The 26713-nt window shown below is 37.6% G+C and carries 27 protein-coding genes; 2 read left to right on the forward strand and 25 right to left on the reverse strand.

The annotated features are described in order from the left end of the window. Position 1 precedes the first annotated feature (1 nt). The 13 genes from ESU54_RS04190 to hisG form a co-directional block, all read right to left on the reverse strand. A complete protein-coding gene (locus ESU54_RS04190; RefSeq protein ID WP_111843885.1) occupies positions 2 to 388 on the reverse strand; it encodes a hypothetical protein in 387 nt (128 codons plus the stop codon). 231 nt (positions 389 to 619) lie between these two features. Further along, positions 620 to 1096 carry a hypothetical protein gene (locus ESU54_RS04195; RefSeq protein WP_111843886.1) on the reverse strand — a complete coding sequence of 159 codons (477 nt, stop codon included), beginning with the start codon at positions 1094 to 1096 and terminating at the stop codon, positions 620 to 622. A 106-nt stretch (positions 1097 to 1202) separates the two neighbouring features. Then, entirely contained in the window at positions 1203 to 1616 is a 414-nt protein-coding gene (locus ESU54_RS04200) for a c-type cytochrome (protein WP_111843887.1), read from the reverse strand. A gap of 69 nt (positions 1617 to 1685) precedes the next feature. Continuing rightward, positions 1686 to 2774 (reverse strand): magnesium/cobalt transporter CorA, encoded by a 1089-nt coding sequence (gene corA / locus ESU54_RS04205; protein ID WP_111843888.1) that lies wholly within the window; start codon positions 2772 to 2774, stop codon positions 1686 to 1688. Between the two features lie 43 nt (positions 2775 to 2817). Continuing rightward, positions 2818 to 3423, reverse strand: a complete 606-nt coding sequence (hisIE, locus tag ESU54_RS04210; protein ID WP_111843889.1) for a bifunctional phosphoribosyl-AMP cyclohydrolase/phosphoribosyl-ATP diphosphatase HisIE — start codon at positions 3421 to 3423, stop codon at positions 2818 to 2820. A 20-nt stretch (positions 3424 to 3443) separates the two neighbouring features. Next, positions 3444 to 4205, reverse strand: coding sequence for an imidazole glycerol phosphate synthase subunit HisF (hisF, locus tag ESU54_RS04215; RefSeq protein WP_111843890.1), 762 nt, complete (start codon positions 4203 to 4205; stop codon positions 3444 to 3446). A gap of 65 nt (positions 4206 to 4270) precedes the next feature. Then, complete coding sequence (locus ESU54_RS04220; RefSeq protein WP_111843891.1) at positions 4271 to 4618, reverse strand: four helix bundle protein; 348 nt, start codon at positions 4616 to 4618, stop codon at positions 4271 to 4273. A 100-nt stretch (positions 4619 to 4718) separates the two neighbouring features. Beyond that, a complete protein-coding gene (hisA, locus tag ESU54_RS04225; RefSeq protein WP_111843892.1) occupies positions 4719 to 5501 on the reverse strand; it encodes a 1-(5-phosphoribosyl)-5-[(5-phosphoribosylamino)methylideneamino]imidazole-4-carboxamide isomerase in 783 nt (260 codons plus the stop codon). A 1-nt stretch (position 5502) separates the two neighbouring features. After that, positions 5503 to 6084 carry an imidazole glycerol phosphate synthase subunit HisH gene (gene hisH / locus ESU54_RS04230; protein ID WP_111843893.1) on the reverse strand — a complete coding sequence of 194 codons (582 nt, stop codon included), beginning with the start codon at positions 6082 to 6084 and terminating at the stop codon, positions 5503 to 5505. Continuing rightward, positions 6085 to 7221: a bifunctional histidinol-phosphatase/imidazoleglycerol-phosphate dehydratase HisB gene (hisB, locus tag ESU54_RS04235; protein ID WP_111843894.1), complete on the reverse strand. Its 1137-nt coding sequence runs from the start codon at positions 7219 to 7221 to the stop codon at positions 6085 to 6087. Further along, positions 7221 to 8273 (reverse strand): histidinol-phosphate transaminase, encoded by a 1053-nt coding sequence (gene hisC, locus ESU54_RS04240; RefSeq protein WP_111843895.1) that lies wholly within the window; start codon positions 8271 to 8273, stop codon positions 7221 to 7223. The genes hisB and hisC overlap by 1 nt, the downstream gene beginning before the upstream one ends. After that, entirely contained in the window at positions 8266 to 9564 is a 1299-nt protein-coding gene (gene hisD / locus ESU54_RS04245) for a histidinol dehydrogenase (protein WP_111843896.1), read from the reverse strand. The genes hisC and hisD overlap by 8 nt, the downstream gene beginning before the upstream one ends. A 71-nt stretch (positions 9565 to 9635) precedes the next feature. After that, positions 9636 to 10493: an ATP phosphoribosyltransferase gene (hisG, locus tag ESU54_RS04250; protein ID WP_111843897.1), complete on the reverse strand. Its 858-nt coding sequence runs from the start codon at positions 10491 to 10493 to the stop codon at positions 9636 to 9638. A 286-nt stretch (positions 10494 to 10779) separates the two neighbouring features. On the opposite strand from hisG, the gene ESU54_RS04255 reads away from it, so the two are divergent. Further along, a complete protein-coding gene (locus tag ESU54_RS04255; RefSeq protein ID WP_111843898.1) occupies positions 10780 to 12507 on the forward strand; it encodes a sodium:solute symporter family protein in 1728 nt (575 codons plus the stop codon). 26 nt (positions 12508 to 12533) lie between these two features. Here the strand turns inward: ESU54_RS04255 and ESU54_RS04260 are convergent, their stop codons facing one another. The 12 genes from ESU54_RS04260 to ESU54_RS04315 form a co-directional block, all read right to left on the reverse strand. Next, a complete protein-coding gene (locus tag ESU54_RS04260) occupies positions 12534 to 13169 on the reverse strand; it encodes a class I SAM-dependent DNA methyltransferase (RefSeq protein WP_111843899.1) in 636 nt (211 codons plus the stop codon). A gap of 184 nt (positions 13170 to 13353) precedes the next feature. Beyond that, positions 13354 to 14169: a prohibitin family protein gene (locus ESU54_RS04265; RefSeq protein ID WP_111843900.1), complete on the reverse strand. Its 816-nt coding sequence runs from the start codon at positions 14167 to 14169 to the stop codon at positions 13354 to 13356. 25 nt (positions 14170 to 14194) lie between these two features. Continuing rightward, complete coding sequence (locus ESU54_RS04270; protein WP_111843901.1) at positions 14195 to 16228, reverse strand: vWA domain-containing protein; 2034 nt, start codon at positions 16226 to 16228, stop codon at positions 14195 to 14197. 58 nt (positions 16229 to 16286) lie between these two features. After that, complete coding sequence (gene fabG, locus ESU54_RS04275; RefSeq protein ID WP_111843902.1) at positions 16287 to 17033, reverse strand: 3-oxoacyl-[acyl-carrier-protein] reductase; 747 nt, start codon at positions 17031 to 17033, stop codon at positions 16287 to 16289. A 207-nt stretch (positions 17034 to 17240) separates the two neighbouring features. Then, a complete protein-coding gene (sucD, locus tag ESU54_RS04280) occupies positions 17241 to 18113 on the reverse strand; it encodes a succinate--CoA ligase subunit alpha (RefSeq protein ID WP_111843903.1) in 873 nt (290 codons plus the stop codon). 110 nt (positions 18114 to 18223) lie between these two features. Next, positions 18224 to 18637, reverse strand: coding sequence for a nuclear transport factor 2 family protein (locus tag ESU54_RS04285; RefSeq protein WP_111843904.1), 414 nt, complete (start codon positions 18635 to 18637; stop codon positions 18224 to 18226). After that, on the reverse strand, positions 18634 to 19572 hold the full coding sequence (locus ESU54_RS04290; protein ID WP_111843905.1) for a UDP-3-O-(3-hydroxymyristoyl)glucosamine N-acyltransferase: 939 nt from the start codon (positions 19570 to 19572) through the stop codon (positions 18634 to 18636). The genes ESU54_RS04285 and ESU54_RS04290 overlap by 4 nt, the downstream gene beginning before the upstream one ends. 46 nt (positions 19573 to 19618) lie before the next feature. Beyond that, entirely contained in the window at positions 19619 to 20185 is a 567-nt protein-coding gene (gene efp / locus ESU54_RS04295; RefSeq protein ID WP_111843906.1) for an elongation factor P, read from the reverse strand. Between the two features lie 29 nt (positions 20186 to 20214). Next, positions 20215 to 21000: an acyl-ACP--UDP-N-acetylglucosamine O-acyltransferase gene (lpxA, locus tag ESU54_RS04300; RefSeq protein WP_111843907.1), complete on the reverse strand. Its 786-nt coding sequence runs from the start codon at positions 20998 to 21000 to the stop codon at positions 20215 to 20217. Between the two features lie 89 nt (positions 21001 to 21089). Next, complete coding sequence (locus ESU54_RS04305) at positions 21090 to 22496, reverse strand: bifunctional UDP-3-O-[3-hydroxymyristoyl] N-acetylglucosamine deacetylase/3-hydroxyacyl-ACP dehydratase (protein WP_111843985.1); 1407 nt, start codon at positions 22494 to 22496, stop codon at positions 21090 to 21092. Beyond that, positions 22489 to 23514, reverse strand: coding sequence for a UDP-3-O-(3-hydroxymyristoyl)glucosamine N-acyltransferase (gene lpxD / locus ESU54_RS04310; RefSeq protein ID WP_111843908.1), 1026 nt, complete (start codon positions 23512 to 23514; stop codon positions 22489 to 22491). The genes ESU54_RS04305 and lpxD overlap by 8 nt, the downstream gene beginning before the upstream one ends. A gap of 212 nt (positions 23515 to 23726) precedes the next feature. Next, positions 23727 to 24971: an HD domain-containing protein gene (locus ESU54_RS04315; protein WP_111843909.1), complete on the reverse strand. Its 1245-nt coding sequence runs from the start codon at positions 24969 to 24971 to the stop codon at positions 23727 to 23729. 154 nt (positions 24972 to 25125) lie between these two features. Between ESU54_RS04315 and porX the strand changes: the two genes are divergently transcribed. Then, the gene (porX, locus tag ESU54_RS04320) at positions 25126 to 26676 is read left to right on the forward strand and encodes a T9SS response regulator signal transducer PorX (RefSeq protein WP_111843910.1); all 1551 of its coding nucleotides are present in this window, start codon (positions 25126 to 25128) and stop codon (positions 26674 to 26676) included. Positions 26677 to 26713: the final 37 nt, after the last annotated feature.

Consider the following 26713-nt stretch of genomic DNA (forward strand, 5'->3'; position numbering starts at 1 on the left):
ATTATTGCTGAGGATTAATTTTCATTACTGGATCTTGACAATAGCAGTCACAAGGTGCTCCACTTACGGCATAGACAATGCTATATGATTTTTCGTTTCCTGCTGGAAAATTACCAACTACGGCCTGCCAGGTTCCGTCTGGTTGCAGCGTGGGGTTGGAACTAAATACATCATCCCCGCCAGTTTCTACAATTGCAATAATCTTGGAAACATCTTCTGATTTTTTCCAAATCATAATGTTTCCAGGGCTTACTAGGGTAACTGTGTTTTTGTCTCCCGGTTCTGTAATAGACGTAAAACCACCATCATCTGTTAAAGTAGGTGGAAATGGGTTGGCTGTTGTTGCGCCAATGGTAAGGGTAATCTTGGTTGGTTTTGTCCCGCACATAATTTTATTTTTTAAGGTTAGTAGTACTGCTCATAAATTAAGTGTTAAGGTAACAAAATACTGTGAATCAATATATTAAAACTGTATAAAACCCTTCAATTACTGTCCGAAGCTGTTAATTTCATTATCGAATGGGCTTGAAAATAACTTCCAATAGTTATTTTTAGAGATAACAGTCAAGATTTTTCACGTTTGATTTGGGCGTTATTTAGCTTGTAGGAAAACTTTTTGTTAGCTATTCGACGGTTTGTATTCAAAATATCGGGTATTGCCTAGATCTCCCTCCGGGATATAGCTAAAGCCTAGAAACCGAAACCAGTTAATTTGACTGGGATGGTCTGAGGTAGAGTACAATCCACAGGAGCATCCTTTATAAATAGAAGTTTTTTCCTTTAAAATCTTGCGCATATCAAAGCTTAATTTCAGTGCAGATTCATCCATGTGTTTGCTTGCAATAAAGAAGGTTTCATATTTTTTATCCTCAACTTTATGAACCCCTAAAATGGCTATAGGTTCATTAGTTGGTGTTCTCCATATATTGGAAAAACCATCTGCAGCAGTTAATTTAAGACGTCTAACTATTTCTGAAAGGGTATTGTTTCGTGAACTTTTATTGTGTAAGCTCCACTCGCTTTCAGTTAGGCCCCATGAGTTATCTAGAATATACGAAATATCAACTGTGCTTATTTCATTGGGAGATTCAGGCATAATACTAACTTAAAAGTATAAAATTTCTTACAGGCTTTGGAATAAATACATAATCAAGGTGCTTGGGTGCGCGCAAGGGAAGTATAAATTACAGCTTTAAAATATGCTATTCCGGATATAATTTATCGATATGCAGCATATAGATGGATAAGGAATTCAGTTCTTCGTCGGTTATTTTTTTTAAGAAACCATCGATATTCTTTTGCATAATGGCCACTTGAGTAGCCGTGGTGTCAACAATGGGTTGTGCGTTTCCCTTTAAAAACGCAACGATGTCACCATTTTTTTCTTTATAAACAGCCATGATTTCCTTGACGGAAGGTGCTTTTTTTACCCGGTTTACATCATGGCAGGTTATACATGTTTTCTCTGAAAACAATCGATTTCCAAGAAAAATTTGGGAGTCAAAGCTCAGTTCTGCACGTTTGGGTTCAACAATATCCATGGCTTCATTTGATTTCTTTTCACTTTTACAACTGCACCCCAAGAGAATCAAAATAAAGAATAAAAATAATCGCATAATTTTTGGATATAAATAACGACATGCCTAAATATAGTGAAAATAGATATACGGTGGAAAATCAGTACCCTACAACCACTTCTTTCTTTTAAAATACCAAATCATTGCAAAGAACACTAAAACCATAGAACCCAATAGGTAGTAGTATCCGTACTTAAAGTCAAGTTCGGGCATGTTTTTAAAATTCATCCCATAAATTCCTGCAAGGAAGGTCAAAGGAATAAAAATGGAAGCCATAATGGTCAGCACCTTCATCACTTCGTTCATCTTATTGCTAATGGTGGTCATATACATATCCATCAAGCCCCAGATCATATCGCGGTATATTTCAACGCTTTCGTTTACTTGAATAATGTGGTCATAAAGATCGCGGATGTACTTATTGGTCCGTTCTTCAATAAGTGGAGTTTCTATTTTTTCAAGCCTGTTTATCACTTCCCTTAAAGGCACTACAGCCTTTCGGATTTTTAATATTTCCTTTTTAAGCTCTTGGATATCTTCCGTGATATTTGGGTCTTCTTTATCACCAAAAAGCTTGTCTTCCAGTAATTCTAATTTATTGCTTAAAAAATCAATGACAGTAAAATAATTATCCACAACCGCATCCAAGATAGCGAACATTAAATAATCAGCTCCTACACCTCTTATTCTTCCTTTTCCGTGCTCCAAACGTTCTCGGAGATCTCCAAAAACATCGCCTTCAGCCTCTTGAAAGGTAAGAACGTAATCTTTCCCCATTACCATACTCACATGTTCATTGGTTAACAGCTCGTTATCGTCATAATGCAACATCTTAAAGACAATGAAGAGATATTCTTCATACTCGTCAATCTTTGGGCGTTGGTTGGTGGTAACGATGTCTTCCTGTATCAACGGGTGCAATTCAAAGTGATTACCCAAGGTTATTATATCATCCGCATTGCTCAAGCCGTTTACATTTATCCAGGTAATATGTGTGGAATCCTCATATTTGAATGCATCCTCGATAGCATGCGTTTCAAAACGGTTATAATGTTCTTTTGAATAATCAATTATATCAAGCTGCGTATTGGTAATTGTTTTTTTTCCCGTGTAGCTAACAGTTCCCGGAGAAAGATTTTTGGCTCTTTTGGGTTGTATTTTAGTGGTTTGTTGTTTTTTTCTTCTTTTAGCAGACATAAAAAAATGGATTATTTTTTAAAGGTAGGAAAAAGTATAAAGATTATTCCTGTTTATGGCGTTTCCGAAGTATTTTCTCTACATCACTCAGCGTAAAACCCTTTGCCTGAAGCAGAATCAAGTAATGAAAAAGCAAATCTGCGCTTTCTCCCAAAAATAGTTCGTCATTGTTGTCCTTTGCTTCAATAACCACTTCCACTGCTTCCTCACCTACTTTCTGGGCTATTTTGTTTATCCCTTTTCTGAAAAGGGATGAAACATACGAATCCTCATTATCAGCGTGATCTTTTCTATTTTCAATAATATTTTCTAATTCTGAAAGAAAGCCAAAATTTGAAATATTCTCTTCCTCCCAACAAGTATCAGTGCCTTTGTGACAAACGGGACCTGTGGGTTTCACCTTTATAAGTAGAGCATCATTATCACAATCTACCGCAATTGAAACGAGATTCAAAAAATTGCCACTTTCTTCCCCTTTTGTCCAAAGTCTTTGCTTGCTCCTGCTGAAAAAAGTAACTTTTTTGGACTGGTTGGTTTTCAAAAAAGCCTCTTCGTTCATATAGCCCAACATCAATACCTTATTGGTGGTATTATCCTGAATTATCGCTGGCACTAGCTCATCACTGTATTTTTTAAAATCTATATTCATCGTTTAATTTTTTTTTGTTCTTAAGTTATAATTCGAACCGGAATTCCCTGTGTTTGTAATTCGTTTTTTAAATCTGATATTGTAATTTCTTTAAAGTGAAAAACACTGGCAGCTAAAGCGGCATCTGCCTTTCCTTCAACAAAAGCATCAGTAAAATGCTGCATAGTTCCCGCCCCTCCGGAAGCGATTATAGGAATGTTCAATCCCGTTGAGAGTTTTGACAAAGCCTCATTTGCAAACCCATTTTTGGTCCCGTCGTTATTCATCGATGTAAAAAGAATTTCTCCAGCACCTCGCTGTTCTACTTCTTTTGCCCACTCAAACAAATCTAACTCGGTAGGTACCTTCCCTCCCACTAAATGAACTTTCCAGTTTCCGTCAATCTGTTTTGCATCAATGGCCACTACGATGCACTGTGAACCAAACCTTGAAGCCAGGTCATTTATTAATTGCGGATTTTTTACTGCGGAAGAATTTATAGAAACCTTATCAGCTCCGTTATTCAGCAGAATTTCTACATCTTCCACTGAAGAAATACCACCACCCACTGTAAAGGGGATATTAATGGTTTCTGCTACCTTTAAAACTAAGTCAGCCAACGTTTTTCTCCGTTCTTCAGTCGCTGAAATATCCAAAAAAACTAACTCATCCGCTCCGTTTTCAGAATAGAATTTTGCAAGTTCTACAGGATCTCCGGCGTCACGCAAATCGAGGAAATTTATTCCTTTCACGGTTCTGCCGTTTTTTATATCCAAACACGGTATTATTCTTTTAGTCAACATATCTTGAAGTACGAGTTACGATCGACGAGCGACGAGATTGAGTTTTGAGATTTGAAAAATATTTATCATAATCTTTTTCTTGCTGTTTTTATGGAAGCGACGGTAATGGCTACCAATTCGTTGCTTTCGTTTATTAATTGTTGAATGGTTTTGTTGTTTTTTGAATCAATCTCTAATAATATTTCCAACCAAAACATGCTTTCGTCTGCTTCTTCCTCCACAATTTTTAGTTTGTTTATAAAATCGCGATCGGATTTTGCGCGGTTAGCTGCCCGATAATTTGCACCAACGGAACTTGATGAGCGAATAAGTTGGCGAACTATGGAATCATATTCCCTTGACTTTGGGATTTTTGCACATAATCCCAAACAGTCCAAAGTAAATTGTTTGGTTCTAACTTTTAAATCCTGCATATCATTAATTTTTAATAATTTATGAATTTAAAATAGATATTATTTCGAATATTTCATAACAGCTACTCTTCACACATTCTTCATTTTTCATAAATCTTGTTCATCGCTCGTCGTTCGTCGCTCGTCGCTCGTCGCTCAAAATATAGTTTTCAAGTTGTTTTAAACTTATTCGGTTTTCATAAATTGCTTTTCCAATTATTACGCCTTCGCATCCTATTTCAGCTAACTTTGGCAATTCTTCGAAAGTGGAGATTCCACCGGAAGCTATTAGTTTGATTTCGCTGCTATTAGGTCTTCGACTGCGCTCAGACTGACATTCGACAATAATTTTCTGGTATAATTCAAAGGATGGGCCTTGTAACATTCCATCTTTACTGATATCTGTACAAATTACGTAGCTAATTCCTTCTTCTAAATATTTCTGTATAAAAGGAATGACGTCTTCATTTGAATCTTCTGTCCAACCGCTTATTGCGACTCTTTCATCCTTTGCATCAGCACCCAAGATGATTTTTTCACTTCCGTATACTTGTAGCCAACTTTTAAAAGTATCTGGATTTTTAACGGCTATACTGCCACCAGTGATTTGATTTGCACCGCATTCAAAGGCAATACGTAAATCCTCATCGGTTTTTAAACCGCCGCCAAAATCTATTTTTAATGATGTCTGTGAAGCGATTTCTTCCAAAACCGTATGGTTTACAATGTGCTTACTTTTGGCGCCGTCCAAATCTACCAAATGCAAATATTGAATTCCGTGGGCTTCAAATTGTTTTGCGATTTCTAGTGGATTTTCGTTATAAATTTTTTTCGTGCTGTAATCGCCTTTTGAAAGGCGCACGCACTTGCCGTCTATGATATCTATTGCTGGTATTATTCGCATTTTATAGTTCTAAAAAGTTCTTTAAAATTTGTTCTCCTGCTGTGCTGCTTTTTTCAGGGTGAAATTGCAAACCGTAAAAATTGCCTTTTTGTAACGCCGAAGTATATTGAATCCCGTAGTCTGAAGTTGCAATGGCTCCTTCACATAGGGGCACGTAGTAGCTATGCACCAAATACATAAATTCGTTTTCTGCAATATTTTGAAACAGCTCTGATTTCAGGTTCTGAATTTGATTCCACCCAATTTGTGGCACCTTTACTTCGTTAGAAAATCGTATTACATCAACATCAAAAACGCCCAAGCCTTTTGTATTTCCTTCTTCGGAAGAATTACAGAGCAATTGCATTCCCAAACAGATTCCCAAAACGGGTTGTTTTAATGTGGGAATAACTTTGTCCAAGCCACTAGCTTTCAACTTTTGCATCGCGCTACTCGCCTCGCCTACACCGGGGAAAATTACTTTATCTGCATTTCGGATTTCAGTCTCACTATCTGTCAAAATAGCCTCAACGCCTAAGCGTTTCAAAGCAAATTGGATACTTTGGATATTACCAGCTCCATAATTAATAATTACTATTTTCATTTACAGCATTCCTTTAGTTGATGGCAAAATCATTTTTTCGGCATCCCGTTTAACCGCCATCTTTATTGCTTTTGCAAAAGCCTTGAATATGGCTTCTATTTTGTGGTGCTCGTTGGTTCCCTCGGCTTTAATGTTGAGGTTGGCTTTTGCGCCATCGGTAAAGCTTTTAAAGAAATGGTAAAACATTTCCGTTGGCATTTGGCCTATCATTTCGCGTTTGAAATCTGCATCCCAAACCAACCAATTGCGTCCGCCGAAGTCAATCGCAACCTGCGCCAAACAGTCGTCCATTGGCAAACAGAATCCGTAGCGCTCCATTCCAAGCTTACTCCCAAGCGCTTTATTAAAAACTTCACCCAGCGCAATAGCTGTATCTTCGATGGTGTGGTGCTCATCTACTTCTAAATCGCCTTTTACGGTGATTTCTAAGTCCATTTGACCGTGTCGCGCCAATTGGTCCAGCATATGGTCAAAAAATGCAATACCAGTATTAATATTGCTTTTCCCAGTCCCGTCAAGGTTTAACTTTATTGAAATATCAGTTTCGTTTGTTTTACGGGCAATTTCAGCAAGGCGTTTATTCAATTTTAAAAACTCATAAATATGCTGCCAATCATTGGTTTCTAAAGCGATGTATGCTTGAATCTCTTCAATTTTCAAGGAAATTTCGCCCGTACCCAAATTGGTATTGTCGTTAATGAAAATTCCTTTGGAACCAAGATTTTTGGCAAGTTCCATATCGGTAAGCCTATCACCTATCACGAATGAATTTTGAAGGTCATATTCTTCAGAAAAATATTTTTTCAATAAGCCTGTCCCCGGTTTACGCGTTTCAGCATTTTCCTTTGGAAAGGTTCGGTCTATCAATATTTCGCTAAACGACACTCCTTCATTTTCAAAGGATTTTATAATGAAATTATGCACGGGCCAAAAGGTTTCCTCTGGAAATTCAACCGTTCCCAAACCGTCTTGGTTGGTAATCATCACCAATTCAAAATCCAGTTCCTTTGCGATCTTCCCCAGATAGGTGAATACTTTCGGATAAAAAATCATTTTATCAAAAGCATCAATTTGCTCATCCACGGTTTCTTTTATAATTGTGCCGTCGCGGTCTATAAATAATACGCGTTTCTTCATTATTTCAATGTTTTTAAAATGGTGATTAGTTTTTTGTTTTCGGAAGTTGTACCAATAGTTATACGAAGGGTGTTCTCGCAAAGTGATTGTGAACTTCTGTTTCGCACTACAATGTCTTTTTGCAATAATTGTGAATAGCGTTTTTCGGCATTGTCCACTTTTATGAGTATGAAATTCGCATCTGTTGGATACACTTTCTCAATAAAATTCACTTGAACTAAAACTTTAAGTAAATTGCCTCTTTCTTCATTTAATAAGGCTATATAACCTTCGGTTTTTTTGGTATCTTCTAGTCGCTCAATTGCAAATTGCTGTGTTAATTTATTGATATTGTAAGGAGGTTTTATTTTGTTTAAAACCGCAATTATTTCTGTGGAAGAGTAACAAATTCCTAAGCGAATTCCAGCCAAACCGTATGCTTTTGACAAGGTTTGGGTAACAATTAAATTGGGGAATTCGTTCAGTTTTGTAGTCCAGCTTTCCTCCTTTGCGAAATCAATATAAGCTTCGTCAATTACTATTAAACCATTAAAGGTTTTCAACAGTTTTAAAATCTTTTCCGAAGTAATTAAATTCCCCGTTGGATTATTAGGAGAACAAATGAATAAAAGTTTGGTGTGTGTATCCGTAGTTCTTGAAATTTCAACTAAATCAGGCTGAAAATCTGAATCGAGTAGCACTTCCCTATTTTCTATATTGTTCAAATTTGCCAAAACACTATACATTCCATACGTTGGCGGCAAAGTGATAATGTTGTCTTTAGAAGGTTCGCAAAAAGCTCTGAAAATTAAGTCCAGCACTTCGTCGCTTCCATTGCCTAATAGAATTTGATTGGATGGAATGTTTTTCTGTTTTGAGAGAATGCTTTTCAGTTTTTGCTGCTTTGGATCCGGATAACGGTTTACGTTGGTTTCAAAAGGGTTTTCGTTAGCGTCCAGAAAAATCATTTCACTATCAAAATCCTTGAATTCATCGCGAGCAGAACTATAAGGCTTCATCTTGGCCACATTTGGGCGAATCAAACTGTTTATATCAAAATTGACCTTATTCATCGTTTTTCTTTTTTAAACTTTCCAACCTTAATGTCACAGCATTTTTGTGCGCCTGCAAACCTTCGGCTTCTGCCATTATTTCTATTGCCCTGCCAATATTTTGGATTCCCTTTTTTGAAATTTTCTGAAACGTCATACTTTTCATGAAACTGTCTAGATTTACCCCGCTATATTGCTTCGCATAACCGTTGGTTGGCAGGGTGTGATTGGTGCCAGAAGCATAATCTCCAGCGCTTTCAGGAGTGTAATCTCCTATAAAAACCGAACCTGCATTTTGGATATTTTCTATGAAAAACTCTTCGTCTTTCGAAACAACTATAAAATGCTCAGGACCGTATTCATTAATAAGATTTATTGCATCTGAATTATTTTGTACCAATATCAATTTTGAGTTATCAATAGCTTGTTCGGCCGTTGATTTACGTGGCAACACTTGAAGTTGTTTTTCAATCTCCCTTTCCACGGAATTCAATAGCTTTTCCGATGTCGTAACCAGAATTACTTGGCTGTCTGCACCGTGTTCCGCTTGCGACAAAAGATCGGAAGCCACGAAAGATGCATTGGCAGTTTCATCTGCAAACACCAACAATTCCGAAGGTCCCGCGGGCATATCGATAGCCACGCCGTGTTTTGTTGCAATCTGTTTTGCAACTGTCACAAACTGGTTTCCTGGACCAAATATTTTATAAACAGAAGGAACCGTTTTAGTGCCAAAGGTCATTGCCGCTATAGCTTGTATTCCGCCTATTTTGAAGATTTTTGTAACACCACACAACTTGGCAGCATATAAAATAGCCGGATTGATATTACCATTTTTATCGGGCGGCGTGCAAAGAATTATTTCGTTGCAAGCTGCGATATTTGCTGGAATGGCCAACATCAAAACTGTAGAAAACAATGGCGCTGAGCCACCAGGAATGTAAAGACCTACTTTTTGAATTGGTCTTTTTTCTTGCCAACAAATCACGCCCTCGGTAGTCTCAATGGTTATTTTTTCTGTTTTTTGTGCGTTGTGGAATTTTTCAATATTTGCCTTTGCGAGATAAATGGCGTCTTTCAATTCAAGTGGAACTTCTTTATCCGCAGTAGCTATTTCATCGTTTGAAACCAAAAGCTGATCAATTGAAATTCCATCGAAGAGTTGGGTATATTTTTTTACAGCTTCATCACCTTTTGTTTTAACCTCAGAAAATATTTCGTTTACTCTGGCTTCAATATCGGCAATAGTTTGGGTGGGCCTTTTTAAAAGAACACCCCAGTTTTCAGGTTTTGGATTATTTATTTTTTTCATCTTAAGTATTGTAATTTAGAATTCGTATTTCACCCCAAATACTTCATAGCTCGCACTTCGTACCTCGTCGTTCAAAATATCATTTTCTCAATTGGGCATACTAAAATCCCTTCAGCTCCTGCTTCTTTGAGTTCTTCAATCACCTCCCAAAAAACATCTCTATTTACTACAGAATGTAAACTGCTCCAGCCGTCTTTTGCTAAGGGAAGTAAAGTGGGGCTTTTCATTCCAGGAAGGATTTTAATGATAGCGTCAATTTTATCGTTGGGGGCATTCAAAAGAACATAACGGGAGTCGCGACCTTGTAAAACAGATTCGATTCGGAAACGAAGTTTGTCTAAAATCTTATTATTATTTTCTGAAATAGTTGGGGAAACGGCCAGTACCGCTTCACTTTTCATAATAACCTCAACTTCTTTTAAGTTGTTTTTAAAAAGTGTACTACCACTGCTTACTATATCGCAAATAGCATCTGCCAAGCCTATGTTTGGTGCAATTTCCACGCTGCCGTTAATGATGTGCAGCTCTGCCTCTACTCCATTTTGTTTTAGATAATTCCGCGTTGTTTCTGGGTAACTAGTGGCGATTCGTTTGCCGTTTAAATCGGCAATAGTTTTATATTTAAATGTTTTTGAAACTGCTAATGAAACTCGGCATTTAGAAAACCCCAGTCTACCAACTACGTTTATGCCATCACCTTTTTCAACTAAAAGGTTTTCACCTATAATGGCACAATCTACCACACCATCTTTCAAGTATTGTGGAATATCACCATTGCGCAGGTAATATATTTCCAAAGGGAAGTTAGTGGATACAGCCTTCAATTGATCGCGGCCATTGTCAATGTAAATACCGCAATCTTTTAAAAGCGCTAAAGATTCATCGTGCAGACGCCCTGATTTTTGTACAGCAATTTTTAATTTTTTCATTTTTTTGAAATAGTGTTTAGTTGAGTTATAGGCATAAAAAAACCCGTTTGATTGCTCAAACGGGTTTTTGAATATTGTTAAGTTATACAACAGCCATATCACCTCGCGTGAGCGTGGAAAATAATATGATGGTGATGTAAAATTGTTCTGTTCATAATTGTGTGGACAAATCTAAACAAAAATATGTTCAAAACACTGTGAATATAAAAATTAACGATTTATTAATTTTTAGTTCTATTTCTTTACTTTAACCGAACTTAAAATACCTAAACCAAAAATCAATAATATGCAATTAAGCACCATCGATTGGATAATCATTATTTCCTTTTTTATTGTTTTTATCATTATTGGATTAGTAGTAGCAAAAAAGTCTGGGAAAGACTCAAAATCATTTTTTCTTTCTGATAGGAATATGCCTTGGTGGCTACTTGGTGTTAGTATGGTAGCTACAACGTTTGCTGCCGATACGCCCAATTTTGTAGCTGGCGTTATACGTGAAGATGGCGTATTCGGAAACTGGATTTGGTGGAGTTTTCTTTTAACAGGAATGTTGACCGTGTTCTTTTATGCAAAATTATGGCGTAGAAGTGGAATAACCACAGATTTAGAATTTTATGAATTGAGATACAGTGGCAAGAGCGCTGCTTTTTTACGGGGCTTTCGCGCTATCTATCTTGGTGTTTTCTTCAACATTGTGATTATGGCCAATGTTTGTTTGGCCGCTATAAAAATCGGTCACGTGATGTTTGGCTTGTCTTCTTATCAAGTTTTATTGATTGCTTCTCCCGTGGTTGTTATTTATTCAGCTTTTGGTGGATTGAAAGGAGTTTTATTGACCGACTTTGTGCAATTTATAATTGCAATGGTCGGAAGTATTTGGGCAACCATCTATATTGTAAATATGCCAGAAATTGGAGGGATTGAGAAACTGCTCTCCACTCCTGCTGTTGCCGCTAAAACTGCGATGCTTCCAGATTTTTCAAAACCAGAATTGTTAATTCCGTTGCTTATTGTTCCGCTTGCTGTACAATGGTGGAGTGTTTGGTATCCTGGGGCTGAGCCTGGTGGAGGTGGTTATATTGCCCAGCGGATGTTGGCCGCGAAAGATGAAAAGCATGCAACTTGGGCTACCTTATTTTTCAACTTTGCACATTATGCACTTCGACCCTGGCCTTGGATTATTATTGGATTAGCATCAATTATCGTTTTTCCCAATCTTGAAAGTTTGCAAGCTGCATTTCCAGATTTAAATCCAGCTTTTGTGAAAAATGATTTATCCTACCCTGCAATGCTTACTTTTTTACCGGCTGGATTGTTGGGGATTGTAATTACATCGCTTATTGCCGCGTTTATGAGTACAATTTCTACACACTTAAACTGGGGAAGTTCCTATGTAGTTAATGACTTTTATGTTCGTTTTATTCGAAAAGAAGCTACGGGCAAGGAACAAGTAGCCGTTGGAAGAATTTCTACGGTAGTAATGATGATTTTTGCGGCCTTGCTTGCCCTAGTTTTAGAAGAAGCTCGTGATGGTTTTAACTTACTGCTTTCAATAGGTGCGGGTACTGGGTTACTCTTTATTTTGCGATGGTTTTGGAGCAGAATAAACCCTTATAGCGAGATTGCCGCGATGTTAATTTCTTTCGTAATTGCCGCCTTTTTCTTTATAAACGGAAAAATGGAAACCCCAATGGTTAATATTGCTGGCCATTGGCAATTAGTTTTGGGCGTAGTAATCACAACCATTGGTTGGGTACTTGTTACACTTTTAACGAAACCATCAAAGGCCGAAACCCTGAACAGTTTCAACAGCCTTATTTTTGGAAATGAATCCAAATTCAAAGGTTTTGGAATGAAGATTCTTGGATTCTTTGCTGGGGTAGTCGGTGTTTATTGCTCTTTGTTTGCCATTGGGAACTTTATTTATGGCAATAATGTTTTAGCTTTTAGTTTATCTGCAGTAGTCTTGGTTTGTGGCTTTGTGATTATAAAGTCGTTTCAGAAGACTGATTAGCAGGTTTTAGAAAATCCACGGTTTGGTTAATTTCGTTTTTTTAATATTAAAACTGTGTGCCGCTCTTCAGTTCCGTCTGTTTTTTTATACTTTTTATGAAGCAATTCATTTGTTTCAAATGAATTCGCTTTTAGTTCATTTTCGAGAAAATCTAAATTATGATAATAGAAATACGCTCTTTCTCCAGTACTTCCTGATATAAAGCCTGAATTTTCAAAATTTCCTTCAACAAAACTTAAGTAAAGTATTCCAGATTCATTGAGTAGGTTTTTGCAATCGGTAATCAGTTTTGAACAATCATTTTGAGATAGATAAGGAATACAAAACCCACAGATTATAGCATCAAACTTACCATTAATACTATCTATTTTTCGGATGTCCATGGTTTCGAATACAGCAGATGGATTATTCTTTCTAGCTAGGCTAACCATATTCTCTGAAATATCAATTCCTTTTATTTTTAAATCGGGGCGCTTGGCAACAAGGTATTTGGTAATATTAGCAGGACCACAACCAGCCTCTAAAACCGAAGCGTTTGCCTTTGAAATTGAATCAAGGAAAATGTCATAGGTATCATTATACAAGTCTAAATCCATAAACTTGTCTTCGTATATTTTAGCTATATTATTCCAAGTATTAAATGTTTCTTGGTATTTATCCATGTTTCAGTTCAAATATTATACAACAGACTGTATATGCCAGATTGTTTATTTCCAAATTTAGCAAAACCAAATAATAATCAAAGAGTTATTGGTTATTATAAAGTCTTTCAGAACAAGACATTCCAAAAAAAAAACCTTCCACAAGGGAAGGTTTTCTGTTTATTATTTAAATCGTGCTGAGATCTTAGTTATTCCCTAAAATTAAAGGTAAGCCACTATCGCCAGAACCAACTATCACTACTTTGGCGTTGGGTGATTTGGCAAGCTCTAAAGTAGCATCAATACCTTTGTCCTGAAGAATCTTATCTGTCAAGGAAGCACTTAAAATAGCGTTGGCATCTGCTTTTCCTTGAGCTTCAATCCGTACCTTCTGAGCCTCTTTGGTAGCTTTTTCCAAACGGAATTCATACTCCAAAGATTCCTGCTCTTGGCGAAGTTTGCGCTCAATAGCATCTTTAATTGCATCCGGAAGCGTTACATCGCGAACCAAAATTTCATTCAGTTGAATGTATTGCTTGTCCAGAATCTTCTTTGTTTCTTCAAAAATTTCTTCTTGAATGGCGTCACGCTTGGTAGAATAAAGTTGTTCGGGAGTATAACGCCCTACAACACTTCTTGCGGCACTTCTTATAGCTGGCTGAATAACACGTTGTAAATAGTTTTCTCCTTTTTCTTGGTGAAGTTTTGCAATGTCAGTGCTTATAGGTTGGTACCAAGCAGAAGCATCAAGCTTTATTTCAAGTCCGTTAGAAGAAAGCACCTGCATTTTTTCGCTAAGTTCTTGCTGGCGTACTTCGTAAACAAAAACTCTGTTCCAAGGAGCGATGATGTGAAAACCTTCGCCCAATGGTGGTTCGTCGGTTACCACACCATTGCCGAAAGTTTGATAAAGCACCCCGGCATGACCAGAACTAATTGTTACAGAAGATTTTGCTATTAAAATGATGAGCAAAATAACTCCTACGATTACGGGTATTGTAAGTTTGGGTAATTTTTCCATTGTATATTTTTCTATTGATTAATTTTTAGATGAGTCCGTTATACTTTCTGATAAACCATTCTGCAGCGAGGGCGAGAACGATAAGAGCGAGTAGATATTTCCAATCGATCAAAGGTACCACTTTTTGTTCGCTTCTCTCAATGTTTTGGTAGTTAGTATTCTCAATCAATGCATTAATTAAAGAATCGCTTTGTGTTGCAAAATAAGCTTTTCCATTAGTATTTTGTGCAACACGACGCAATTTGGATATGTCTGCATTAAGGAATTGTTGTTCCACATTAAAATCCAAAATGGTGAAGTTACCACTGCTAGAAACTGCCTCATTTGCAGCGGAAACGGTATAATTATATTCTCCTGCTGCAAGACTGTTGAGATCCACTTCGTAATAGTTGTTCCGCAAAAGCATTGGAAAGACAGTTTGCTTTTCGGTTTCACTGTTTTTTATTGTAATATTCAGAGAGGCGCGATTGTCGAAAACATAGTTTTTGTCGAAGTACTGGGCTGAAATCTTGATTGGGCTGTTGTTGTAATAAAACGTTTCTGAAGAAACCTCTAGCCTGCTTCGCCGTTTATTTGAAGCCAAATACTGAACAAGGTTTCCTATGAAATCATCAAAACTCTGGAAGCTTTCCGTTTCCACATAACTGTGCGCTCGCCAACGCCAAAAGCCTTCACCATCCCATATTGCATCTCGCTTGCCGTTTATTTCCATTGTGGCTAGCAAGGGATTTCCGTTGGCTATGCCATTTACATTTTGTTCCAACATTACTTCGTTTGGCACGCTAATAACCAGTGCACCAAACTCTGTGTAAAGCGGTGGAAAGTTATCAAAACCAATATCTTCCACAGCGAAAGTGCCGTAATTGCTATTCAATTCAGCTTGAATATCCTCGTTTTGACTGGATGCCTCTTTGTTGAAGTTGTCCTGTGCCCCGTTTAGAAAATACCAATCCGTTTGCAGACCAGAGATTACCCAAGTGTTTTTGTTCAATTTTTCAATTTCTGAAAACACCGATGCGAAACTTCTGTCTGGTTGATAAAGGATTACAAGTTGGTAATCATTCAGTGCACTTACCGCTTCTGCAGGTTTTTTGAATGTTACTGTGCGTTGCTCATTAGTGGTAATTGCTTTTTTGAGCGCCCCCAAATCTGGGTGTGTGAATTTACTAACTACCAAAACATTGGTGGCTTGGTCTATCACTTCAACTGCGAACTGCTTGATATTGTTGGTTTTGTTCTTTTCATCCGCAAGCGGAAGTACTTGTGCGGTATATTTTTGAAGTCCTACAGAGTTTGCGGGAAGTGTGAAATTTAATGTTTTTGAAGATTCATTTTCTGAAAAGGAAACCTTTGTGCGATATGCGGTTGATGCGCCTTGAGTAACGACAAACTCAGAATTTACAGTAGTTGTTCCACTGTAATTCAAGATAACCTCAACGGGAAACTGGTTTTTCAGGAAAGCGTAGCGATTGGTGTTCAATTGCTCAATCTTGAGGTCGGTGTATTTTATGGAATCGCCCAGTATAACTGGATAGATTTCATTTTTAAAGGTTGCTGAAGAAAACTCGTAATCATTCCCAAGAGTCTGGTTTCCATCAGTAATTATAATTGTTGGTGCCATTTGGTTTTTGAATAGTTCGTTTATAGAAGAAAGTGCTTTGGAAATATTCGTGTTCTTATCAGCAAAAGAAAGGGAATCACTTTCTCTGAAATCACTTCCGAAGGAATAATAGGAAAGATCGAATTTATCGTTTAGCGCACTATTCTCTTTTATTTTTTGAAGGAACTGCGAAACATTCTCTTTTTGGTTCAACTCCCCTACCGAGGCTGAATTATCAATTAAAACAGGCAGTTTCGGTTTTTCAATAGTATAAGTTTCACTTTTGAATTTCGGATTGATAATCAAAAGTAAAATGGAGAAGAGCGTGATAAAACGAAGTACTCCAAAAGTCCAACGAAGCGAACCTTTTTGTTTTGACTTATAGCCATACATAAAAACCGCCAGAGCAATTGACAGTACTCCGGCGAGAATTATGTAAAGTATGGTTTCTGTGGTCACTAAAGTGGTTTCAAGTTCAAAATTTCAGGTTTCAGCATACTGCCACTGAATACTTTTTTTAAGTAAGCATTCCTCCATCAACATTCAAGACTTGTCCAGTAACATAGGCAGAAAGATCACTGGCCAAGAAAACACAGGCATTTGCAATGTCTTCTGGTGTTCCGCCACGTTTTAATGGAATAGCGTCACGCCAACTTTGTACAGTAGCTTCGTCTAATTTTCCTGTCATTTCGGTTTCAATGAAACCAGGTGCAATGGCATTGCAGCGGATGTCGCGGGATCCTAACTCCAAAGCAACCGATTTTGTGAAACCAATAATTCCTGCCTTTGAAGCTGCGTAATTGGTTTGTCCGGCGTTTCCTTTAACACCAACAATAGAACTCATATTGATTATAGAACCTTTGCGTTGCTTCAACATGGCGCGCTGAACAGCTTTGGTCATATTGAAAACCGATTTTAGGTTTACCTCGATTACTTTATCAAAGTCTTGTTCGGAAATACGCATCAACAGGTTGTCTTTGGTGATTCCTGCGTTATTTACAAGAATATCGATACTTCCGAAGTCTTTCAAAACTTCTTCCGCTAATTTTTGTGATTCATCATAGGAAGCCGCATCACTTTTGTATGCTTTGGCTTTTACACCAGTTTTTGAAACTTCATCTGCTAGAGCGTTTGCAGCTTCAGCTGAAGAGCTATAGGTAAAAGCTACATTGGCACCGTGTTGTGCGAATGTCTCAACAATTCCTTTTCCAATTCCGCGGCTACCGCCAGTTATGATTGCTGTTTTTCCTTCTAATAATTTCATATTTAGGTCAGTTTTATTGGTCTATTTTAAATACTTACAAGGAGATTAACATGCCTCGCAATGACATACATCAACATACTCAGCACATCGCCTTGCAGTAAAAGCTGCCCCTTTGTGTCGGGAATTCAAATATAACAAAAGGTTGCGGGTTCTCCATAAAAAAAGCCCCGCGAATTTAGCAGAGCTTCTTTTGTATATTTTGAAAAATTAGCCTAAAATCTCGGCTACTTTCTTTCCTATTTCCGCTGGAGATTCCACAACGTGGATGCCACACTCGCGCATTACTTTTTTCTTTGCTTGTGCAGTGTCGTCGCTTCCGCCAACGATTGCTCCGGCGTGACCCATTGTACGTCCAGCTGGCGCAGTTTCACCAGCAATAAAACCAATTACCGGTTTTTTGATACCGCTATTCTTATACCAATTGGCAGCGTCAATCTCCAATTGTCCTCCAATTTCACCAATCATTACTACTGCTTCACTTTCAGGATCCATAATCAGCATTTCCAAAGCTTCTTTTGTTGTGGTTCCAATAATTGGGTCACCACCAATACCTATTGCAGTTGTAATGCCAAGACCTTGTTTTACTACTTGATCAGCGGCTTCATACGTAAGTGTTCCTGATTTTGAAACGATTCCCACCGTTCCTTTTTTGAATACGAAACCTGGCATAATACCAACCTTTGCTTCACCTGGAGTGATAACGCCTGGGCAGTTAGGGCCAATAAGGCGACAATCTCTGTCTTTTATATAATCTGAAGCAGTAATCATATCTTTTACTGGAATACCTTCGGTAATGGTGATAATTACTTTAATACCTGCGTCTGCAGCTTCCATAATGGCGTCTGCAGCAAATGCTGGCGGAACGAAAATAATAGTGGTATCAGCACCTGTTTTTTCAACTGCTTCTGATACTGTATTGAAAACAGGCCTGTCAAGATGTTTTTGACCACCTTTTCCTGGAGTAACGCCACCCACAACATTGGTTCCGTACTCAATCATTTGTTCAGCGTGAAAAGTACCTTCACTTCCTGTGAATCCTTGAACTATTATTTTTGAATTTTTATTTACTAAAACGCTCATTTTTAAGTATTTTCTATTGATTGTTTATACTGATTGTTCAAAAGAAATGTTTCTTTTTTTCTTTAGAATTGCCGCAAAGATACAGCTTTTGACAAGGGTATTAAAAGATATTACACCTTAACTCTATGATAGCTTTCGTTAGTATCATCTTTATCCGTAACAGGCTGGCTCACTTGGTAGCCACGATATAGCTTGTCGTCTTTCACCTCCCATATTGCGATAAAATGGGCAATCCCCAGCTCCTCGTCAGGATTTTCCATAGTTCGAATATAATATTTATAGCGGATGGTTACGTGTGGGCCGTCAGCCAATAAATGACTCACTTCTAATCGAAGATCGTTATAAGACCTTCTCACTTCGCTAAAAAACTTTATAATATCATCATAATGCATAATGGTAAGACCATTGGCACTGTTCCAAATAAGGACCAATTCAGGATGAAAAAAACGCTTCATTACAGTTTCATCCCTTAAAATATCTGATCTATAAAAATCTCTTACAATCTCTTTTGCTTTGTTATTCATGTTAATTTATCCAATTTTTCAATAATGTCTGGAATAAGTCTAATGGAGGCCAATTCCTTGTATTTTTTTCTGAATTCGTCTGCGGGTGAACCAAAATATGATTTATGACCGAGTAACGATTTACTTACACCGCTTTGTGCCGAAATCACCGCTTTTTCACCAATAGTGATACCACTGGTTATTCCAACCTGTCCCCAAATGGTTACAAAATCCTCAATCAAAACACAACCTGCAATACCTACTTGCGAGGCAATCAAACAACGTTTGCCAATCACTGTATCATGGCCCACTTGGACTTGGTTATCCAATTTGGAACCTTCGCCAATTGTTGTTGACGCAGTTACACCCTTGTCAATCGTGCACAATGCACCCAGATCAACATTGTCTTCAATCACCACATTGCCGCCGCTTAAAAGCTTGTCAAATTTTTCTGGCCGATTTTTGTAATAAAAAGCATCGCTGCCCAAAACGGTTCCGGCATGTATTGTTACGTTGTTGCCAATAACTGTATTGTCATAAATACAAACATTTGAATGTATTAAACAATTACTGCCTATTTTCACATTGTTGCCAATAAAAACATTGGGTTGAATAATAGTCCCCTCTCCTATTTCTGCAGATTCTGAAATTGCAGTATTGGCGCTTTGGAAAGGTTTAAAATGATAGGTAAGCTTATTAAAATCACGAAAAGGGTCTTCGGAAATCAACAAAGCTTTCCCAATGGGGCAATCTACTTTTTTATTGATAAGAATTACCGTCGCTTGTGATTGCAACGCTTTATCGTAATACTTTGGATGGTCAACAAAAACAATATCTCCCGGCTGCACCACGTGAATCTCATTCATACCAAAAACTGGAAAACTAGCTTCACCTACATAATCTGAACCGATAATGACTGCTATATTTTCAAGGGTTTGGGGAGTTGGAAATTTCACGTGTTGTGTTTGTTATTTGAGGTTTATTGTTTTGTGTTTTTGGAATTTATTCCTTCATTCTTTCCTGATACTGACCTTTTTCAGTGTCAATCCTTATTTTATCACCTTCGTTTATGAAAAGTGGAACGTTTATTTCTGCTCCTGTTTCAACAATTGCGGGTTTTGTAGCGTTTGTAGCTGTGTTTCCTTTCACGCCTGGTTCGGTTGAAGTCACTTCCAAAACTACGTGGGCTGGCATTTCAACAGAAAGCGGTGAGCTATCTTCAGTATTGATAAGTACGGTAACTATTTCGCCTTCTTTCATTAATTCTGGGGTGTCCAATATATCTTTCATTAAGCGAATCTGGGAATAATCCTCTGTATTCATAAAATGATACATATCTCCCTCGTTGTATAAATATTGGAATTTATGGGTTTCAACACGAACGTCATCTATTTTATGGCCTGCGGAAAAGGTGTTATCAATTACTTTTCCAGTGGTAACGCTTCTCAACTTAGTACGCACAAACGCTGGACCTTTACCGGGTTTTACGTGAAGAAATTCAATAATTTTAAATATGTCATTATTATAGCGTATGCAAAGTCCTTTTCTAATATCTGATGATGTTGCCATTATGTGGGTTTATTTTTTGTTATTTATTTTTAATTTGAATTGAAATAGCCTTTCATTATTCCTCTTTTGGAATTCTTAATGAATTGAAGGATTTCATCCCGTTCTGGGGTAGCTTCCATTTCAGCTTCAATGATTTCGGTAGCTTGGGTGGTGTTGTAATTTTTTTGGTATAGAAGTCTGTAAATATTCTGAATTTCAGTGATTTTTTGTGGGGAGAAACCTCTTCTTCTCAAACCAATAGAATTAATTCCCACATAACTAAGTGGTTCGCGAGCAGCCTTTACGAATGGTGGAACGTCCTTGCGAACTAATGATCCTCCAGTTACAAAGGCGTGGTTACCAATCATACAAAACTGGTGTACAGCGGTCATCCCTGCCAAAACTACGTGATCACCTACGGTTACGTGCCCTGCTAATGTACTGTTATTTGAAAAAATGCAGTTATCACCAACAATACAATCATGTGCAATATGGCAATAGGCCATTATCCAACAGTTCTTGCCAACTACAGTTTTTCCACGGTCAATGGTTCCTCGATTGATAGTTACATATTCACGAATTGTTGTACCGTCTCCAATTTCAACAGTGGTGTCTTCATCTTTAAATTTAAGATCCTGTGGAATTCCCGAAATTACGGCTCCTGGAAAAATATTGCAATTTTTTCCAATGCGCGCACCTTCCATAATGGTTACGTTGCTCCCAATCCAGGTTCCTTCGCCAATTACGACGTTGTTGTGAATGGTCGTAAAGGGTTCAATTACTACGTTTTTGGCTATTTTTGCGCCCGGATGGACGTATGCAAGTGGTTGGTTCATTTCTCTTGTTTATTGTTCTTAATGGGTGAAATGTATTCGCGATATAAAACTATTCTTTTTAATCAGCTTCATACACGCGCTAGGTTCATTTATAAATTTTTTGTTTTTACCATTTGTGCCATTAGTTCTGCTTCTGTTACTAATTTGCCATTGGCGTAAGCGTTTCCTTGCATATGAACAATCCCACGGCGAATGGGAGATATTAGTTCTAATTTAAAAATAAGGGTATCTCCAGGATTTACTTGTTGCTTGAACTTTACATTGTTTATTTTCATAAAAAAAGTAAGATAGTTCTCAGGATCCGGAACCGTGCTCAATGCCAGTATTCCTCCCGTTTGTGCCATTGCTTCAACTATTAAAACTCCAGGCATTACAGGTGTTCCCGGAAAGTGACCAACAAAGAATGGCTCATTCATTGTCACGTTTTTAAGGCCTACCACACTGGTGTCTGTCATTTCCATAATTTTATCTACCAACAAAAACGGCGGCCTGTGTGGAAGCATTGCCATTATTTGGTTCACATCTTTTACAGGTGGTTGGTTAATATCAAATTTTGGAATGTTATTTCGAGCTTCCAGTTTTATAATTTTCGAAAGTTTTTTTGCAAACTGGGTGTTTACATGATGGCCTGGCTTGTTGGCGATCACTTTTCCCCGAATGCGAGTACCCACCAAGGCCAAATCGCCAATCACATCTAAGAGTTTGTGTCTGGCGGCTTCATTGGGATAATGCAAGGTAAGGTTGTCTAAAATTCCGTTTGGTTTTACCGAAATTGAATCTTTGCCGAAAGCGGTGCGAAGCTTGTCCATTGTGCTTGGAGAGAGTTCTTTGTCCACATAAACTATTGCATTGTTTAAATCGCCACCTTTAATAAGGCCGTTTTCAAGCAACATTTCTATTTCGTGAAGAAAGCTGAAAGTTCTTGCATTCGCAATTTCATTTTTAAACTCCGAAATGTGTTTAAGGGAAGCATTCTGGGTACCCAAAACTTTAGTGCCAAAGTCAACCATTGTGGTTACCTGGTACTCGTCAGCGGGCATTACTATTATCTCGCTTCCCGTTTCTTCGTCTAAATAGGAAATTACCTCCTTCACCACATATTCCTCTCTAGGAGCATCTTGCTCCACTACCCCAGCCTTTTCAACTGCTTCCACAAAAAACTTTGAGGAACCGTCCATAATTGGTGGTTCGGAAGCGTTGAGTTCCATAATGCAGTTATCTACTTCAAGACCTACCAAAGCAGCAAGAACGTGTTCCGAAGTTTGAATTTTAACACCGCGCTTTTCAAGGTTTGTACCGCGTTGGGTGTTCACTACATAGTTGGCATCTGCCTCAATTACGGGATGTCCCTCCAAATCGATTCTCACGAATGTATATCCGTGATTTTCAGGTGCTGGTTTAAACGTTATCGTAACTTCTTTGCCAGTATGCAATCCCACTCCCGTAAGGGAAATTTCCTTACCAATGGTGCGCTGTTTTACAACACTTTCATTCATTATCAAGTTTTTTTTCAACTGTATTAAACCTTTCCATTATTTTAGGAAGGTTTTTAAAATAAACATAACTTTTATTAAAATCACCATAACCAAATGCGGGAGAGCCCTGCAAGGTTTCGTTGTCTTTTACATTTCTTCCAATTCCGCTTTGGGCTTGTATTTTTACGTTATCGCCAATAACAATATGCCCAGCGATACCTACTTGGCCGCCAATGATACAATTCTTTCCTATTTTGGTAGAACCAGCCACCCCCGTTTGTGCTGCAATTACGGTGTTTTCACCGATAGTAACATTGTGTGCTATCTGAATTTGATTGTCGAGTTTTACCCCTTTCTTAATAAGAGTAGAGCCTAAAGTTGCTCGATCTATGGTTGTTCCGGGGCCAACATCTACATTGTCCTCCAGGATTACATTGCCCGTTTGTGGTACTTTGTGGTATTCGCCTTTTTCATTTGGTGTAAACCCAAAACCATCCGCTCCAATAACAACACCGCTGTTTATTACACAAGATTCGCCTATTACAGTCTCAGAATAAATTTTGGCACCCGTGAACAAGGTGGTATTATTACCAACTGTTACGTTATCGCCGATATATACATTGGGATAAATTTTAACGTTATCACCAATTTTTACATTTTCACCTATATAAGAAAAGGCGCCTAAATATAAATTTTCACCGTATTTGGCGCTTTCAGAAACAAAAACAGGTTTTTCAATTCCAGTCTTGTTCATCTTCACTTGGTTGTAATATTCCAACAACTGTGAAAAGGCTTTGTAAGCATTTTCTACGCGTATTAGCGTAGTCGATAATTCACTAGATGCTACAAAATCATTGTTAACAATAGTAATTGAAGCTTGGGTTGAATAAATGTAGTGAGTGTATTTGGGGTTGGCCAAAAAAGTCAGGCTGCCTTTGCGTCCTTCTTCAATTTTTGCGAGTTTTGAAACCGCTACGCTTTCATCACCATCTACGGTACCGTTCAGAATTCCTGCTATTTGGGCTGCTGTAAATTTCATCTGTCTATCCTATTTTGTTTTTTTAAAGACAGATGGAACAACCTTAATAAAGGGTTCACTGTATGTTTAAAAATTAAGCATGGATGTTTCATTGGGCGTGTTGGTTATCTTTGACCAAATTGCATAAAAAGCGCAACCGCAAATTAGTGTTTTTTATATGAATTGAACATTGGTCGTTAGTTTTCATTGTTGCAAAAATAGAAAAAAAGGACTTAGCCTCGATAGCTGTGGGTATTGTTTTTTGGATAGCACATATAGTATTTCACTACAGACTTTGAAAGTGCTTCCAAATTGAGCTGGTCGCTAGCTTTTGCCACATCTATAATTTTCCCGTTTTGCTTCAGTAAATTTATGGTATCTTTTTCCATGCTGTAGGCTTGGTTTTCAAGCTTTCCGGCAAAAACAAAAAAGGAAGCTTCTTCTTCTGAAATATTAAATGTTTCAATAAGATATTTTCGTTTTTCCTTTATTTTTTGAATTGGAAAAGGCTGTGATTTCACTTTTACTTTTAATAAATCTCTATTCAGAAGCATTTTGGAAAGATTATTTAAAACAAAATCATCGCTTCCTACCCACATCTTCATTGCTGAAATAATATCATAATCGTCCAGTTTTGAAAAAGTATTGAGCACTTCTTCTGAAAAATCATCCAAGCTTATATTATTATTTAGAAAAAATTTTAAAGCTTTGCTTGCAGGAAGATCAACCCCTTGTGCTGAAAGTTGCTTGGCACGTTTCAAAACTCGAACCAATAACTGTTCGGCTACAATTCCAGTTTTGTGAAGATAGACTTGCCAATACATTAAGCGACGGGCAACGAGAAAATTCTCAACCGAATATATTCCCTTCTCCTCTACCACCAATTCATCATTTTTCACATTCAGCATTGCTATTAGGCGCTGCGCGTTTACGGTACCTTCTGGCACACCAGTGTAAAAACTATCTCGTTTTAAATAATCTAAACGATCCATGTCCAACTGACCAGAAACCAATTGATGAAAAAATTTCCGAGGATGAGCATCCTTGAATATCTGTATAGCAAGCGTTAATTGCTTGTTAAACTTCTCGTTCAACGCTTCCATAAAAAGAAGAGAAATATGCTCGTGGCTAATGTTTTCAACGATGCTATTCTCCATAGCATGTGAAAAAGGGCCATGACCAATATCGTGCAAAAGGATGGCAATATAAAGTGCTTCTTCTTCCTCTTCTGAAATCTCAATTCCTTTTGATTGAAGCACTTGCACTGCTTTTTGCATTAAAAACATAGCGCCCAGCGCATGATGAAAACGGGTGTGATGCGCGCCCGGATAAACAATATATGAAAAGCCCATTTGCGAAATCCGACGAAGCCTTTGGAAGTATTTATGCTCCATCAAATCGAAAACCAGCTTGTTGGGTATGGTAATAAAACCATATATGGGATCGTTAATGATTTTAAGCTTTGGAAGTGTTTTCAAACTTTAACTTTAAATTAATAGCTGCGGCGGTTTTTTGAACCAATTCAGGGCTATTTTTGAAGGGAATTCTTCAAAGCAACTAGAATTATTCACAAATTGAATTTAATGATACTCCTACGCTAAAGTTTCGGAGTAATAAGACAAATATACATATATGAGCGACATAAAAGTACTATGGGTAGATGACGAGATAGATTTGCTTAAACCACACATTCTTTTTCTTGAAAGCAGAAATTACAAAGTGACTACCGCACAGAGCGGTACCGATGCCTTGGAAGAAATAAAAAAGGAAACATTCGATATTGTTTTTTTAGATGAAAACATGCCAGGACTCTCTGGACTTGAAACACTGGCGGAAATCAAGGAGCAACAAGCTTCCATTCCAGTGGTGATGATCACGAAAAGCGAAGAAGAATATATCATGGAAGAAGCTATCGGTTCCAAAATAGCCGATTACTTAATAAAACCCGTGAACCCCCACCAAATCCTTCTGAGCTTAAAAAAGAATTTGGACCACAGCAGATTGGTTTCAGAAAAAACAACTTCAAACTATCAACAGGAATTCAGAAAAATAGCAATGGATCTTTCCATGGTGAACAGTTTTGAAGAATGGAAAGACCTTTATCAAAAATTAGTTTACTGGGAATTGGAACTTGAAAACATTGAGGATTCTGGAATGTTTGAAATTTTGGAATCGCAAAAAACAGAGGCCAATAATCAGTTCTGTAAATTTATTGACAAAAATTACCCAAAATGGTTTGAAGATCCAAGCGAGGCTCCCACAATGTCTCATACGTTATTCAAAGAAAAAATACAGCCACATTTACAGCAAGGAACACCTACTCTATTAGTGGTTGTGGACAATTTAAGATTTGATCAATGGAAAGCTTTTGAGCCAACGATTGCAAATATTTATAAAAAAACCAACGAAGATCTTTTCTGCAGTATTTTGCCCACAGCTACCCAATATGCTCGAAATGCTATTTTTTCTGGCCTTATGCCAAGTGATATGGAAAAATTACATCCCGACCTTTGGCTGAACGATACTGAGGAAGGCGGGAAAAACATGAAAGAAGAAGAGTTTTTGGCCGCCCAGCTAAAACGCCTCGGTTTATCATTAAATTGGAGTTATCATAAAATTTCAAGTTTAAAGCAAGGAAAAAAACTTGTAGAAAACTTCAAAAGCCATAAAGACGAAGATTTAACTGTAGTGGTCTATAACTTTGTGGATATGCTGTCCCACTCAAAAACTGAAATGGAGGTTATTAAGGAATTGGCTTCCACAGATAAATCATACCGCTCCTTAACTCAAAGCTGGTTTAAAAACTCGCCACTGCTAGAGGTTATTCAACAAGCTGCACGATTGGGTTTCAAGCTTATAATCACTACAGATCACGGAACCATTAATGTAAAAAACCCTTCAAAAGTAATCGGCGATAAAAACACCAGTCTTAATCTTCGTTACAAAACAGGGAAGAGTTTAACGTATGAAGACAAAGAGGTTTTGGCGGCTAAAGACCCTAAGTCCATTTGTTTACCTACGATTAATATGAGTAGTTCATTTATATTTGCCAAGAGTGATTATTTCTTTGCATACCCAAACAACTATAATCATTATGTAAGTTATTACAGAAACACCTACCAGCACGGGGGAGTTTCTTTGGAAGAAATGATAATTCCTTTTGCAGTCTTAACACCAAGATAAAACTTCATTTCGTTTTATTAATTTTGTCATTTGTTCA

Source organism: Aequorivita antarctica (assembly GCF_007997155.1).
Taxonomy (GTDB): Bacteria; Bacteroidota; Bacteroidia; order Flavobacteriales; family Flavobacteriaceae; genus Aequorivita; species Aequorivita antarctica.

Coding starts and splice junctions, on each gene's coding strand:
- lpxA (WP_111843907.1), bottom strand. CDS start 21,000: ATGAACCAACCACTTGCATACGTCCATCCGGGCGCAAAAATAGCCAAA.
- ESU54_RS04285 (WP_111843904.1), bottom strand. CDS start 18,637: ATGAATAACAAAGCAAAAGAGATTGTAAGAGATTTTTATAGATCAGAT.
- lpxD (WP_111843908.1), bottom strand. CDS start 23,514: ATGAAATTTACAGCAGCCCAAATAGCAGGAATTCTGAACGGTACCGTA.
- hisC (WP_111843895.1), bottom strand. CDS start 8,273: ATGAATAAGGTCAATTTTGATATAAACAGTTTGATTCGCCCAAATGTG.
- sucD (WP_111843903.1), bottom strand. CDS start 18,113: ATGAGCGTTTTAGTAAATAAAAATTCAAAAATAATAGTTCAAGGATTC.
- ESU54_RS04305 (WP_111843985.1), bottom strand. CDS start 22,496: ATGAATGAAAGTGTTGTAAAACAGCGCACCATTGGTAAGGAAATTTCC.
- ESU54_RS04195 (WP_111843886.1), bottom strand. CDS start 1,096: ATGCCTGAATCTCCCAATGAAATAAGCACAGTTGATATTTCGTATATT.
- ESU54_RS04220 (WP_111843891.1), bottom strand. CDS start 4,618: ATGCAGGATTTAAAAGTTAGAACCAAACAATTTACTTTGGACTGTTTG.
- hisH (WP_111843893.1), bottom strand. CDS start 6,084: ATGAAAATAGTAATTATTAATTATGGAGCTGGTAATATCCAAAGTATC.
- fabG (WP_111843902.1), bottom strand. CDS start 17,033: ATGAAATTATTAGAAGGAAAAACAGCAATCATAACTGGCGGTAGCCGC.
- porX (WP_111843910.1), top strand. CDS start 25,126: ATGAGCGACATAAAAGTACTATGGGTAGATGACGAGATAGATTTGCTT.
- ESU54_RS04190 (WP_111843885.1), bottom strand. CDS start 388: ATGTGCGGGACAAAACCAACCAAGATTACCCTTACCATTGGCGCAACA.
- ESU54_RS04255 (WP_111843898.1), top strand. CDS start 10,780: ATGCAATTAAGCACCATCGATTGGATAATCATTATTTCCTTTTTTATT.
- corA (WP_111843888.1), bottom strand. CDS start 2,774: ATGTCTGCTAAAAGAAGAAAAAAACAACAAACCACTAAAATACAACCC.
- hisA (WP_111843892.1), bottom strand. CDS start 5,501: ATGCGAATAATACCAGCAATAGATATCATAGACGGCAAGTGCGTGCGC.
- hisIE (WP_111843889.1), bottom strand. CDS start 3,423: ATGAATATAGATTTTAAAAAATACAGTGATGAGCTAGTGCCAGCGATA.
- ESU54_RS04265 (WP_111843900.1), bottom strand. CDS start 14,169: ATGGAAAAATTACCCAAACTTACAATACCCGTAATCGTAGGAGTTATT.
- ESU54_RS04200 (WP_111843887.1), bottom strand. CDS start 1,616: ATGCGATTATTTTTATTCTTTATTTTGATTCTCTTGGGGTGCAGTTGT.
- hisF (WP_111843890.1), bottom strand. CDS start 4,205: ATGTTGACTAAAAGAATAATACCGTGTTTGGATATAAAAAACGGCAGA.
- efp (WP_111843906.1), bottom strand. CDS start 20,185: ATGGCAACATCATCAGATATTAGAAAAGGACTTTGCATACGCTATAAT.
- ESU54_RS04260 (WP_111843899.1), bottom strand. CDS start 13,169: ATGGATAAATACCAAGAAACATTTAATACTTGGAATAATATAGCTAAA.
- hisD (WP_111843896.1), bottom strand. CDS start 9,564: ATGAAAAAAATAAATAATCCAAAACCTGAAAACTGGGGTGTTCTTTTA.
- hisG (WP_111843897.1), bottom strand. CDS start 10,493: ATGAAAAAATTAAAAATTGCTGTACAAAAATCAGGGCGTCTGCACGAT.
- hisB (WP_111843894.1), bottom strand. CDS start 7,221: ATGAAGAAACGCGTATTATTTATAGACCGCGACGGCACAATTATAAAA.